General features: G+C 66.5%; 8 protein-coding genes. 3 read left to right on the forward strand and 5 right to left on the reverse strand.

Features of this window, described 5'->3' with window-relative positions; genetic code table 11:
* Positions 1-67: 67 nt before the first annotated feature.
* On the reverse strand, positions 68-1,276 hold the full coding sequence (locus AC1DCU_RS06905) for an NAD(P)/FAD-dependent oxidoreductase (protein WP_312964959.1): 1,209 nt from the start codon (positions 1,274-1,276) through the stop codon (positions 68-70).
* A gap of 12 nt (positions 1,277-1,288) precedes the next feature.
* Positions 1,289-1,783, reverse strand: coding sequence for a lipocalin family protein (locus AC1DCU_RS06910; protein ID WP_033832422.1), 495 nt, complete (start codon positions 1,781-1,783; stop codon positions 1,289-1,291).
* A 182-nt stretch (positions 1,784-1,965) separates the two neighbouring features.
* Between AC1DCU_RS06910 and AC1DCU_RS06915 the strand changes: the two genes are divergently transcribed.
* The gene (locus tag AC1DCU_RS06915) at positions 1,966-2,214 is read left to right on the forward strand and encodes a hypothetical protein (protein ID WP_025874572.1); all 249 of its coding nucleotides are present in this window, start codon (positions 1,966-1,968) and stop codon (positions 2,212-2,214) included.
* Between the two features lie 90 nt (positions 2,215-2,304).
* Positions 2,305-4,731 (forward strand): DUF3772 domain-containing protein, encoded by a 2,427-nt coding sequence (locus AC1DCU_RS06920; RefSeq protein ID WP_442251422.1) that lies wholly within the window; start codon positions 2,305-2,307, stop codon positions 4,729-4,731.
* A gap of 667 nt (positions 4,732-5,398) precedes the next feature.
* Here the strand turns inward: AC1DCU_RS06920 and AC1DCU_RS06925 are convergent.
* Entirely contained in the window at positions 5,399-7,504 is a 2,106-nt protein-coding gene (locus AC1DCU_RS06925; protein ID WP_313115216.1) for a phosphoglycerol transferase I, read from the reverse strand.
* A gap of 260 nt (positions 7,505-7,764) precedes the next feature.
* Positions 7,765-9,408, reverse strand: a complete 1,644-nt coding sequence (locus AC1DCU_RS06930; protein WP_223483053.1) for an ABC1 kinase family protein — start codon at positions 9,406-9,408, stop codon at positions 7,765-7,767.
* Positions 9,409-9,620: 212 nt separating this feature from the next.
* On the opposite strand from AC1DCU_RS06930, the gene AC1DCU_RS06935 reads away from it, so the two are divergent.
* Positions 9,621-10,547 carry a DUF808 domain-containing protein gene (locus AC1DCU_RS06935; RefSeq protein ID WP_025874576.1) on the forward strand — a complete coding sequence of 309 codons (927 nt, stop codon included), beginning with the start codon at positions 9,621-9,623 and terminating at the stop codon, positions 10,545-10,547.
* A 784-nt stretch (positions 10,548-11,331) separates the two neighbouring features.
* On the opposite strand, the gene AC1DCU_RS06940 is transcribed toward AC1DCU_RS06935, so the two are convergent.
* Positions 11,332-12,870 carry a GGDEF domain-containing protein gene (locus AC1DCU_RS06940; RefSeq protein WP_312965195.1) on the reverse strand — a complete coding sequence of 513 codons (1,539 nt, stop codon included), beginning with the start codon at positions 12,868-12,870 and terminating at the stop codon, positions 11,332-11,334.
* Positions 12,871-12,896 lie beyond the last annotated feature (26 nt).

Here is a 12,896-nt window from a genome sequence, read left to right on the forward strand (position 1 = left end):
AGGCGTTGCTTGAATGATGCCTGTCGGCGCCCGTTTGCGGTAGAGCCAGGCCATGCCTGGCTTCACGCTACAACCGCCCGAACCCGAACAGGTCCTGGAGCGGGTGCCGGCGCCGCTCGATCCGTGCCCGCAGCAGCCCGGCGCCGATCATCGAATAGGTGATGCCATTGCCACCATAGGCCATGGCGAACTGTACCCGTGGCCCCCATTGCGCATGCGGCCCGAAGAACGGCAGGCCGTCAGCGGTCTCGGCAAAGGTGCCCGCCCATGAAAACGCCGGAGTCGGCTGCAGGTGCGGGAACCATTGCAGCAGCTGCTTCATCAGTTTGCGGGCCTTGCTGTCCACCCGGCCATCGCGGCGGGCGGGAATATCGATGGCATCGTCCAGCCCGCCAACCAACAACCTGCGGTCGCCAGTGGCACGCAGGTACAGGTAGGGGCGCGCGCTCTCCCAGACCATCGTGCGCTGCAGCCAGCCCAGCTCGTCGGCGTTGATCGGGTCGGTGATGAAGGCGTAGCTGCTGCGGTTGCGGGCCACGCGCGGGTCCAGCCACTGCTGGTTGGCATAGCCCATCGCCAGCACCACGTGGCGGGCGCGGATCTGCATGCCGGATTCGGTGCGGGCGGTTACGCCGCGCGCAGTGGGAGTGAGGGCATGCAGAACGGTGCGGTCATGCACCGCGCCGCCGCGCCGCTGCAACCGCCGCAGCAGCCCGTAAGTGAAGCAGTAGGGATCAACCCGTGCGGCCTGGCGGGTCAGCAGGGCGCCTCCGGCATCGACGCTGAAACGTTCCTGCAGCGCATCCCGGTCCAGCCAGCGCGCATCCAGGCCGATGCCACGGCGCGCCTCGCCTTCGGCCATCAGCCGCGGTACGTCACGGCGGCGGCTGGCCAGGTACAGGCTGTCCATCTGCTTGAAGTCGACGTCCTTCAGGCCGCGCGCGACCTCGCCCAATGCAGGGATCGCGTCCGCACAGGCCTGGTAGGCCAGCGCCGCAGCGTCCTGGCCATACTGCGAGGCCAGCTCCAGCAGATGGGTATCGATCTCGTACTGCAGCAACGCGGTACTGGCTGCGGTGCTGCCCCAGCCGATGTCACGCTGCTCGACCAGCGCAACGGCGTGGCCATTGGCCGACAGCTCATCGGCGATCAGCGCGCCGGTGATGCCACCACCGACCACCAGCACATCGCACTGCAGATCCTGTTCCAGCGGCGGAAAGGCTTGGATCAGGCCGTTGCGCACCGCCCACCACGGGTAACCACTCTTCAGGTCCATGCGAGGTCAGGCTCAGGCGGTGGGGTGGCCGGTATGCGGGGTCAGGATCAGTTCGGACAGATCGAAGCCCTGCAGGCGCGCGCTGGCCAGATAATGTTCCTGCACGGTGGCATCGAGCCGGGGCTCACGTGCCAGCAGCCACAGGTACTTGCGATCCGGGCTGCCGACCAGGGCAACGCTGTAGTCCGGCGCCACCTGCATCACCCAGTAGTCACCCTTGGCGAAGGGCAGCCAGCGCAGGCCCTTGGGCAGGAAGCTGACTTCCAGCCGCGCGCTGTCGTTGTCGATCGCGCAGGCCTCACCGGTGGCTTCCTCGATCTCGCCGTCCATGCGGCAGCGGTTGGTGACGCCCACGTTGCCGTTGTCGAGCAGCTGGTAATGGGCCGACACATCGGTGCAGCCCTCCGGCTCGTGGCGCATCGGCAGGCGGGCGATCTCGTACCAGGTGCCCAGGTAGCGGGGCAGCTTGAGGTCGGTGACGGTCTTCAGGGGAGGCAGGTCGGTCATTGTCAGGCGTGGCAGGAGAGGACCTCCACGATGCCGAGGACACTGCCACGGGCGGGTGAAGCCGGGGCGAGGGCCATGTCCAGAACATTCCGTCGCCCGGGCGGAGCGCGTGCCGTCATCGGCGCAGCGGTATGCTTCCGCCAGCGCCGCGTTTTTCCGATCCAACCGAAGTGGAGGTGCCGATGTACCAGGTGATCCTGTTGAAGAGTGAAACCCAGTTCGCCCGCGAGCAGTGGCCGCAGGTGGACGATCTGGTGGACTACGAAGGCGTGGCCTACAGCCTGCGCGCCGGGCCGCGCCAGCCGTTGCCGACCGACCACGCCTGGCACCCGATCGCGGTGTATGCGCCGGATGAGATCACCGAGGAAGAATTCCAGGACTGGTACGCGCTGCAGCAGCCGCAGGTGGAAGAGCTGCGCCTGAAGTACTGAGCCGCAACCAGCGGCCAGCGCCTGCGCATCCGCCGTTTACAGTACCTGCCGTATAGTCGCGCGCAGGCGCGGTGGTCCGCGCAAAACGGTGTGGCTGGCTTGTCTTCCTTCTTCCGAACGATCCTGGTGCGTGGCCCCTGGTTGGCCCTGCTGTTGTGCTGCACGCTGCTGCTGGCTGTGCCGGCGCTGGCCCAGGATGACGACCCCACGCCCAAGCAGCAGCTGGCACAGATCGACAGCACGCTGAAGGATGTTGAGCGCAAGCGTGTTGATGCCGAAGCCACCGAAACGCTGGGCACGCTTTCGGAAAATGCGTCACAGGCCAAGCGTGATGCCGAGGCGCTGGAAAAGACCCTGCAGCCGCAGCTGGACCAGCTCAACGAGCAGCTGACGCAGCTGGGCGAGGCGCCCAAGGACACCACTGAACCGCCGGAGCTGGCGGCGCAGCGGCGCACGCTGACGCGCCAGCGCGATGCCCTGGCGGCATCGATTGCCCAAGCCAAGTCCAGTGCCGTCCGTGCGCAGCAGTTGAGTGCGGACATCGACAAGCAGCGCAACGCGCAGCGCACCGAGGAACTGGGGCGCAAGGTCGCCTCGCCACTGTCGCCAACGCTGTGGCGGCAGGTGGCCGACCAGTTGCCGAACGATATCGCCCGCGTCACCCCTTTGGCCCAGCAGGGCCGGGCCGCGCTGACCACGGCCATTGCCACCCATGGCTGGGGCACGTTGCTGCTGGGGCTGGCGGCGGCACTGGTGATGATGTTCCCGCTGCGCCTGTGGCTGCGCGCGCTGGGGCGCCGGTTCGCTGCGTCCGAGCGTGCCCCCGACGGCCGCCTGCGCCGCTCTGGTCTGGCCATGTGGCTGCTGCTGGTGGGCACCCTGCTGCCCGGCTACGCCGTGGTGGTGCTGGTGGCTGCACTGGATGCCATCGGCGCGATTCCGCCGCGCCTGCAGAGCGTGGCCGAAGGCGTACAGGCGGCGACGTTTGCTGCGGCCTTCATTTCCGCGCTCAGCGCCTGCCTGCTGGTGCCCAAGCGGCCTTCGTGGCGGCTGCTGAACCTGGATGACACCGCCGCGCTGAAACTGCGCAAGTACGCCTGGGGTGCCGCGGCACTGGCCTGGCTGAGCACGGTGCTGGTGGCCATCGATCGCGCCACCCGCACCAGCGACGTCACTACGGTGGCGCTGGACGGCGTGATCGCGCTGACCTATCTGGGCCTGATCATGGCCATGCTGGTGACCCTGGCGCGCCTGCATCGGCGCCAGACCGCCGAGGCCGAGGCGAAGCTGGAAGCGCAGGCCGACGGCCAGGGCGCGGCCGTTCCGGTGCGGCGCAGCAGCTGGCTGGTGCTGGCACGTGTGGCTGGCAACATCGCCGTGGTGGCCGCGATCATCGCCACCCTGATGGGCTATGTGAACTTCGCCAAGTTCGTCAACCAGCAGCTGATCGGCGGCAGCATCGTGGTGCTGGCGGCGACGCTGCTGTTCAAGTTCGTCGATGATTTCTCCACCTGGCTGCTCAACGCCGACAGCAAGGTCGGCCAGACCATCCTGCTCAGCACCGGTCTGAGCGTGTCGCGGCTGGAGCAGGCCGGTGTGCTGCTGTCTGCCGTGCTGCGCACGTTCGTGGTGCTGATCGCGCTGCTGGCACTGGCGGCGCCGTTCGGCAACATCGGCTCGGTGGTCGAGCGCGTCGCTTCGCTGGCCAACGGCATTTCCATCGGCGACATCACGCTCAAGCCTGCGCGTATCGCCATCGCCCTGCTGGTGATGCTGGTCGGGTTGGGGCTGACGCAGCTGCTGCAGCGCTGGTTGACCGACACCTACCTGCCCAAGACCGAACTGGACCTGGGCGCGCGCAATTCAATCAGCACGATCACCCGCTACGTGGGCATCATCTTGGTGGCGCTGTGGGCGCTGACCGCCATGGGCCTGAACCTGAAGAACCTGGCGTTGCTGGTCAGTGCGCTGTCGGTAGGTATCGGCTTCGGCCTGCAGGCGATCATCCAGAACTTCGTCTCCGGCCTGATCCTGCTGGCCGAGCGGCCGGTGAAGATCGGTGACTGGGTGAAGCTGGGCGATCAGGAAGGCGACATCCGCCGCATCAACGTGCGCTCCACCGAGATCCAGGTGAGCGACAAGTCCACGCTGATCGTGCCCAACTCGGAACTGATCACCAAGACCATCCGCAACATGACGATGGGCAACAACCAAGGCCGCATCCAGATCCAGTTCGCGGTGCCGGCCAGCACCGATGTCGCGGGACTGCGGCAGGCGCTGCTGGATGCCTACGGTGCCCACAACACGGTGCTGCAGCAGCCGGCGCCGTCGGTGTACATCGACAGCATCGCTGGCGGCCAGATCACCATCAACAGCTTCGCCTACGTGGCCAGCCCGCGGCAGGTGTATGGCACGCGCAGCGATCTGTACTTCAGCCTGCTGCAGATCCTGGCCGAGCGGAACATCCCGCTGTCCACGCCGACCGACATCCACATCACCCGCGATCCGCCGCAGTAAGAGGGTCGGTCTGCGCCCTGCACCCGCCGAAGCGGTAGTGCCGGCCGCTGGCCGGCAACCTCAGGAGCAACAGCCGAAGCTGGTTTCCTGTGGGATGGCGGGGTGGGTCCGGTTGCGGGGGACGCCGTAAACCCGTCATTGGGGGCTTGGCCGCGGCATCCATGCCGCGGACACCCCCGCAACCGGACCCACCCCGCCTTCGACAGATTTCTGCGATCTGGCGGAATTGCATGGCGTGCTCCTGGGGTGTCGACCTTGATCGACACGTAGACCCACGCCATGCGTGGATGCTCTTCAATGAACTATCGAAATATTCGATTTCATGCAGATGGGGTCAGATCCGCTTTCCGTAAGAAAACGGATCTGACCCCGGATTGATTTCCATATCTGACAGAAGTGTCGACCAAGGTCGACACCTACCGACAGCTGCAGGAATCTGTCAGAGGCGGGGAGGTGTGGGTTGGCAGGACCGTTGGCGCCATGGATGGCGCCATCGAGCCCCCAAGGACGGGTTTACGGCGTGTCCTGCCAACCCACACCGCCCCGCCATCCCACGGAACACCAGCTGTTGCTGTTGCTGTTGCTTTGGCTGTTGCCGTTGAGGTTGCCGGCCAGCGGCCGGCACTACTGCTTCGGCAGGTGCAGGGCGCAGCCCTGCCGAACCCCTTTACCCCCGCGGTCGGCCGCGCGAGGGCACAAGTGCGAAGGTATCCACCGCCAGCTTCTCGGCATGGTTCAACCACGCGCGGATTTCCAGATCATCCACTTCGTGGTCGAGCCCGAATGACACGTTGATCTTGCCATCGGCATCAGGCTGCACCCACTGCTGGGCCAGCACCACCTTGCGCTGCGAGGACACCGCTTCGATCCAGAAACCGCGATCCGGGCGCGTGCTCGCCACCAGCTGCAGCATGTACTGGCCGGCGCGGGTACGGCGGCCCTTCTGCGTGATCATGTGCGCCTGGCGCACGCTGGGGCGGGGGCCTTGGAAGGCATCCAGTGGTGCATCCACGTCGATGCCGTTGCGCAGCTGGCCGTCCCGGTACAGCTTGATGCCGTTGTCGCGGTTCACCAGCAGCGCGCACCAGTCGCCGTCGGCCGAGCCATCCTCGAACGCGGTGCAGCGATCGACGTAGGCGAGCGTGTTGTCCGGGTCGGCATCGTCGAACTGGCGCGAGGTGTTTTCCAGGTACACCGATTTCAAGTCCCAGTCCTTGTCGTATTCCAGCAGCACCGGCGGCTGCACGTGCTGCAGGCCCACCACCACCTGGTCGTCGCCGTCGATCTTCAGCTGCCGCGTCGGCTCACCCAGCCACAGCGAGCGGGCGAAGGCCAGGTACTGCGGATAATCGCGGCCGCCATCGCGGCGTGCCGCGGCGCTGGCACTCGGCGCGCGCTTGTCGTCCAGCAGCGAACGGCCAAAGCCCATCGTCTGCAGGTTCGGATCGAGCAGGCTGAGCAGGGTGGCCCCGGAATCCAGGGTCGAGCCGTCTTCAGCGGCCAGCTGGCGCGGGGCGACGCCATCACCGAGGAACAACAGCAGGTTCTCGCGCTTCTGCTTGGTCAGGATATGGCTGAGGTCATTGGGCATGGCCAGGTGATCGGAGGCGATCACGATCAACGTGTCCTTGCCGTACGGGCTGGCCTGGATGCGTTCGACCAGCTGCGAGATCAGGCGGTCGGTGCACTTGAGCGCATTGAGCATGCCGATGTTGCCGTACTGGCTCTGGTAGCGCTCGCCCTTGCAGGCCACCGGCAGGTGCCCGGCCGGGTGGTGCGTGTCCATGGTCAGCGTGGTCAGCATGAACGGCGCATCCTGTCGCGACAGCTGCTCGAAGCGCTGGTAGGCGGTGTCCAGCAGCACGTCGTCATGCACGCCCCACGCCGAGTAGTGGATACGGCCGATCTTCTTCTGCTGCTTGAACCACGCCAGGTCATGCACTTCATCGAAGCCGTGGCTGGCCAGGAACTGGCCCTTGCCGGCGAACTGGCCGTTGGCACCACCCAGGTAATGGTTGGTGTAGCCCTGCTGCTTGAGATAATCGCCCAGGCACACGGCCTTGGGCAGGAAGCTGCCCATGCGGTCCATGCTGTTCTCATCCCCCTGCGAGGTGGTCAGCGGCACGCCGCACATCGACGACACCAGGCCGGCGATGGTCCAGCCACCGCCTTCGGCCGAGGCCAGGCCGCGTACATCCAGCGACCTGGCCGCCAAGCGGTTGAGATTGGGCATCAGGCCGGGAAACACGGCCTCATCCAGATAGGTGCGCTCCAGGCTCTCGCCGTAGATCCAGACGATGTTGCGTGGGCGCTGCAGGGCCTGCGTGGGCACCTGGTATTCGGGGGCGATACGGGCGAAATCCACCGGGCGCAGCTGCTGATAGAGGCGCTGCCCGTCACGTGCCAATGGACTGATCATGATCGTGGCCACCCACAGCACGGCGAAACCGGCAAACCATGCACCACCGGCTGTGGGGCGGCGCCAACGCTTCACCCGCGTAGCGAACAGCGGCAGCAGCGACACGGCGGCCAGCACGATGAAGCCGGCGATATAGCCCTTGAAGTCGGCGACTCCGGCGCCTTCCATGTCCGCACCCAGGTGGTACAGGGTGGCGGCGTTGAGTCCGTCACCGGACAGCTTGTCGATCAGCCACCAGGCACTGAGCGCCAGCAGCAACAGCGAGAACAAGCCTGCTTTCCACCACACCCACTTTGCGGACGCGAGGAACAACCAGGACAGCAGCAACAGCGACAGCAGCAGAATCCAGAGCATAGGCAGCTTCGGCAGTGACGGGGTGGCGATGGACGTCGTACCGACGCGTGTCCATCCGACCGGCGCTGCTGCAAGCACATCTGCATGACAGGCCGATGACCCGATAGTGCATGCACGAACCTGACTGAAATGTTTGTTGAAATCGAGCGCGCGATATCACGCTGCGAACGTAAATCGAGCGTGAAAACTCACGCTCGATTGCATTAAAAACTGCATGAATGCACTGTTTTCGCTGATCCACGCCGAGCGTGGATGCGACACTATCGATGCCCGCGTTCCTCGCGCGAACGCGCACGGCGATCGAACAACAATGCGCTGGTCACGATGCCCAGCCCAAGCACCACGCCGATCAACAACAGCACCAGTGCGATGGCGGGATAGCCCAGCACATGCCAGCCGGTGTCGATCTTCATCATCATTGCCGCCGCCATGATCAACGCGGCGCTGATGATGCCGGCGGCTACGCGGTTGGCGATCTTCTGCAGGTTCTCCATCAGCCGCGATTCTTCCAGCCCGGTCACCTTCATCTGCAGGCGGTTCTCGGCCAGCAGCGCCATGATGTCCGACAGCTTGCGCGGCCCGTCGCGCAGCAGTTGCTGCAGCTCCATCGCCTCGCTGGCCAGGTTGGCGGCCGACAGCGATTTTTTCAGGCGCGCGCGCATCACGTGCTGCAGCTGGCGTTCGACGATGCGGCGCGTGTCCAGATCCGGTGCCAGCAGGCGGCATACGGTTTCAAGGTTGAGCAGCGCCTTGCCCAGCAGGCTCAGCTCCGGTGGCGTGCGCAACCCGGATGAGGTGGCGATGCGCACCATGTCCAGCACCACGCGCCCTTCGGAGAAGTTCGCGCTGGCGGCATAGCGTGCGATCAGCTGGCCGGTCTCGCGCAGGTAGCGCTCCTCATCGAATGCCTCCAGCCGCGTGCTGATGCTGATCAGGTCGTCGGCCACTTCCTCGCCGCGGCCATCGACGGCGGCAAACAGGATCTTCAGCAGGCGCTCGCGCAGCCGCGGCGGCATGTGCGCGACCATGCCCAGGTCGAAGATGGCCAAGCGCCCGTCAGGCATCACCCGCAGGTTGCCGGGGTGCGGGTCGGCGTGGATTTCGCCGTGCACGAAGATCTGGTCCAGGTAACCGCGGATCAGCGCCGCCGCCAGCGGGTCCATCGCCTGTTCGGTGCGGCGCACATCGGGAATGGCATCCACGCGCACGCCGGTGGCCAGTTCCATGGTCAGCACGCGATGGCTGCTGTAGTCCCACAGCGGCTGCGGAATCCACAGGCGCCGGAACGGCTTCAAGTGCCGGCCGAAACGCGACAGGTTCTCGGCCTCGGCGTGGTAGTCCAGCTCCTGCATCAGCGTCTTGGCGAATTCGTTGAGCCAGTCGCGCAGGCGCACGCGGCGACCGATCTGGGTCAGATGGTCGGCGGCCAGGGCGAAGCTGCGCAGCACCTCCAGATCCGAACGCAGCTGCGCGGCCACCTCGGGCTTCTGCACTTTCACCGCTACCTCGCGGCCGTCATGCAGTACCGCGCGGTGCACCTGGGCGATCGACGCGCAGCCCAGCGGTTGTGGGTCGAATGCGGCGAACAGCTTGTTCACCGGCGCCCCCAGCTCCTGCTCGACGATGGCGTGGATGCGTTCGACCGGAATCGGCGCCACCTTCTCCTGCATGCGCTCCAGCGCGGTGGCGAACTCCACCGGCACCATGTCCGGGCGGGTCGACAGCATCTGCCCCAGCTTGACGAAGGTGGGCCCCAGCGCTTCCAGGTCACTGACGAACTGCTCCGGATTGCCGTCCGGTGGCACGTCGGTGTGGCTGCCGGCAGCGTCCAGGTTCATGCCGGAGAACACGCCGGAATGGCGGTAGCGCATCAGCAGGCGCAGGATCTGGCTGCGCCGGTTCATGCCTCTGATCAGCGGCGGATTGCCTGTGGCGGTGGACGGATTGCTCAAACGACACTCCTCGAAGACGACGACCCGATGTCCGTGATCCCGCCGCCGGCGGGACCGGATTACGCTTCCAGTGTCCCTGCCGCCCGGTGGGCGCGCGGTGAACCCGCTACCGCAGGTGGCGCCGGATCGGTCAGAATCCGCTCATTCCCTTTACTGGATCCCCCATGGCCGGTGCCAGCCTGTTTGCCCTGCTTGACGATATCGCCTCCCTGCTCGACGACGTCTCGGTGCTGACCAAGGTCGCCGCCAAGAAGACCGCCGGCGTGCTGGGCGACGACCTGGCGCTGAACGCGCAGCAGGTAACCGGCGTCAACGCCAACCGTGAATTGCCGGTGGTGTGGGCGGTGGCCAAGGGCTCGCTGGTGAACAAGGTGATCCTGGTGCCGGCGGCGCTGGCGATCAGTGCGCTGGAAGCCTGGCTGCACAGCCGCGGCTGGAACGTGCCGCTGATCGTGCCGCTGATGATGATCGGCGGCGCCTTCCTGTGCTTCGAGGGCGTGGAGAAGCTGGCGCACCGTTTCCTGCATTCTGCCGATGAGGACGCCGAACACCAGGCCGAGCGGCGCAAGGCGCTGGCCGATGCGCAGGTGGACATGGTCGCGTGGGAAAAGGACAAGGTGAAGGGCGCCATCCGCACCGACTTCATCCTCTCGGCCGAAATCATCGTGCTGTCGCTGGGCGTGGTTGCCACGGCGTCGTTCATCAACCAGGTCAGCACCCTGGTGGTGATCGCGCTGGCGATGACCGTGTTCGTCTACGGGCTGGTCGCCGGCATCGTCAAGCTGGACGACCTGGGCCTGTACCTGTCGCGCAAGGGCGCGGCGCTGGCGGCAGTCGGCCGTGGCCTGCTGGTGTCGGCACCGTGGCTGATGAAGTTCCTGTCGGTGGCCGGTACCGCAGCGATGTTCCTGGTTGGTGGCGGCATCCTGGTGCACAACGTGCCGGCGCTGCACCACGCGGTGCAGGCGCTGGGCGGTGAAGGCCAGTGGGGCTGGCTGGTCAACGCGCTGGGCAACATGGTGGTCGGCATCATCGCCGGTGCCATCGTGCTGGCGGCGGTGACCGGGTTTCAGAAGCTGCGCGGCAAGTAAGCGCCGGCCCGCTGCCCGGAAGAGGCCGACCTTGGTCGGCGGTTTGTTGTCCGCGCGTGCCAACCAAGGTTGGCACCTACCCAGCGGTTTCCGGTGCCTTGCCCGGAAGAGGCCGACCTTGGTCGGCGGTTTGTTGTCCGCACGTGCCAACCAAGGTTGGCACCTACCCGGCGGTTTCCGGCGCCTCGCCCGGTAGAGGCCGACCTTGGTCGGCGGTTTGTTGTCCGCGCGTGCCAACCAAGGTTGGCACCTACCCAGCGGTTTCCGGCGCCTTGCCCGGTAGAGGCCGACATTGGTCGGCGGTTTGTTGCCCGCACGTGCCAACCAAGGTTGGCACCCTACCCAGCGGTTTCCGGCGCCTTGCCCGGTAGAGGCCGGCCTTGGTCGGCGGTTTGTTGTCCGCGCGTGCCAACCAAGGTTGGCACCTACCCAGCGGTTTCCGGCGCCTCGCCCGGTAGAGGCCGACCTTGGTCGGCGGTTTGTTGTCCGCGCGTGCCAACCAAGGTTGGCACCTACCCAGCGGTTTCCGGCGCCTTGCCCGGTAGAGGCCGACCTTGGTCGGCGGTTTGTTGTCCGCGCGTGCCAACCAAGGTTGGCACCTACCCAGCGGTTTCCGGTGCCTTGCCCGGTAGAGGCCGACCTTGGTCGGCGGTTTGTTGCCCGCGCGTGCCAACCAAGGTTGGCGCCTACCCAGCGGTTTCCGGCGCCTTGCCCGGTAGAGGCCGACCTTGGTAGGCGGTTTTATTCCCGCAAGCACCAACCAAGGTTGGCACCCACCCGCGAGCTAGCCCGCGTGTACCCGGTTCTTGCCTTGGCGCTTTGCTGCGTACAGCGCGTCATCGGCGCGCCGCAGCAGCGTATCGGCATCGTCTCCCGGCTGCCATTGCGCCAGGCCCGCGCTGAAATGCACGGGGATGCGCCGCTCCTGCAGGGTCAGCACGCGATGCGCCAGTGAGCGCTGCAGCCGCTGCACCGTGGCCATGCTGTCCGCGCCGGGGGTTTCGGGAAGCACCAGCACGAACTCGTCGCCGCCCAGCCGGGCGATGCCATCAGTGGCACGCAGCAGCAGGCGGCACACCGCCACCAGGTGCTGCAGCAGCGCGTCGCCGCCGGCATGGCCGTGTTCGTCGTTGGTCTGGTGGAAATCATCCAGGTCGATCACCGCCAGTCCGAGCGGCGAGTGGTTGCGTGCGGCGCGGGCCAGCTCGCGCTGCAGCAGTTCATCCAGGCCACGCCGGTTCAGGGCCTGGGTCAACGGATCGATACGCGCCAGATCGCCGGCCGCGCGCAGATCCTGTTCCAGCTGGTTGATGCGCTGTTCGGCGCGTTCCACTTCCTGCCGCGCGCTGGCCAGGTGATCGCGCGCCTGCGCCGCCTGCTGCTGCACTTTGCCGGTGTCCTGCATCACTTCCTGCAGCAGGTGGTTGAGGTCGGCGATGCTGCGCGCCTCGCGCAACTGCAGCGCGTAGCTGCCGATGCGGTCGTGGTATTCACCGGTGCTGGCAGCCATGCCATCCATGCGCTCGATGAACTCGCCCATCAAGCTACGCATGGCCGCTTTCGAATCGTCGATTCCCTGCCGCAGCAGGCCCTGCTTGTAGATCACCTCGCGCAGCTCGGCGCGGGTGCGCTCGACCGATTCGGCTTCCAGCGGTCCGGCCAGCAACTGGCGCACGGCCGCGATCTGGCCCTGCAGCCAACTGCGGTCATCCAGCAACTCGCTGACGTTCTCCAGCAGCAGGGCGAACAACTCAAGCAACAACGCCTGCTGTTCCTGCCAGCTTTCGGCGCGCACGCCGATCTGGTGGCCCAGCTCGCGCGCGCCCTGTTCGATCGGTTCCAGTGCCGCGCCCGGTTGCCATTGGCGCAGGCGTATGGCCAGGGCCTGCGCCTGCTCGCGCAGGTCGGGATCGTGCTGCAGCAGCGCGACCACCGCGCCGCCCAGCAGCAACCGCAGCTGCTCGGACAGGCGCAGGCTGTCGGGCTGGCCATCGGGCGAGTGCTGGTCGATGGTGCGGATGTATTTATCGATCAGCTGCCGCATCGCCCGGCCATAGCGCGGCCAATCGGCACTGGCCTGTGCTGATTGCAGGCGATCACCCATGTCGCCCAGCTCGCCCGGCAGGGTGGCCATGCCATTGGCGAAGGCGGCCAGCAGCGGCTCGGGGGCATCGGCCCCGGCAAACAGCTGCTGCAACGCCACGCTGCTACCGCCCTGCAGTACCACCCGATCGCCGCGCCCGTCATCGACCACCGCGCGCACGCGCGCAGGCGGCCCGATGGCGGTGCCGGGGGCAGGGCGGGGGTCGGGCTGGTCCGTCATGGAACGCATCCTGGGATGGCAGGGGG

Source organism: Stenotrophomonas sp. 10L48, assembly GCF_056395105.1.

What these genes read in the sequence shown, in the direction of transcription:
- AC1DCU_RS06905 (WP_312964959.1), bottom strand. Translation starts at nt 1,276, where the DNA reads ATGGACCTGAAGAGTGGTTACCCGTGGTGGGCGGTGCGCAACGGCCTG.
- AC1DCU_RS06925 (WP_313115216.1), bottom strand. Translation starts at nt 7,504, where the DNA reads ATGCTCTGGATTCTGCTGCTGTCGCTGTTGCTGCTGTCCTGGTTGTTC.
- AC1DCU_RS06940 (WP_312965195.1), bottom strand. Translation starts at nt 12,870, where the DNA reads ATGACGGACCAGCCCGACCCCCGCCCTGCCCCCGGCACCGCCATCGGG.
- AC1DCU_RS06935 (WP_025874576.1), top strand. Translation starts at nt 9,621, where the DNA reads ATGGCCGGTGCCAGCCTGTTTGCCCTGCTTGACGATATCGCCTCCCTG.
- AC1DCU_RS06915 (WP_025874572.1), top strand. Translation starts at nt 1,966, where the DNA reads ATGTACCAGGTGATCCTGTTGAAGAGTGAAACCCAGTTCGCCCGCGAG.
- AC1DCU_RS06930 (WP_223483053.1), bottom strand. Translation starts at nt 9,408, where the DNA reads ATGAACCGGCGCAGCCAGATCCTGCGCCTGCTGATGCGCTACCGCCAT.
- AC1DCU_RS06910 (WP_033832422.1), bottom strand. Translation starts at nt 1,783, where the DNA reads ATGACCGACCTGCCTCCCCTGAAGACCGTCACCGACCTCAAGCTGCCC.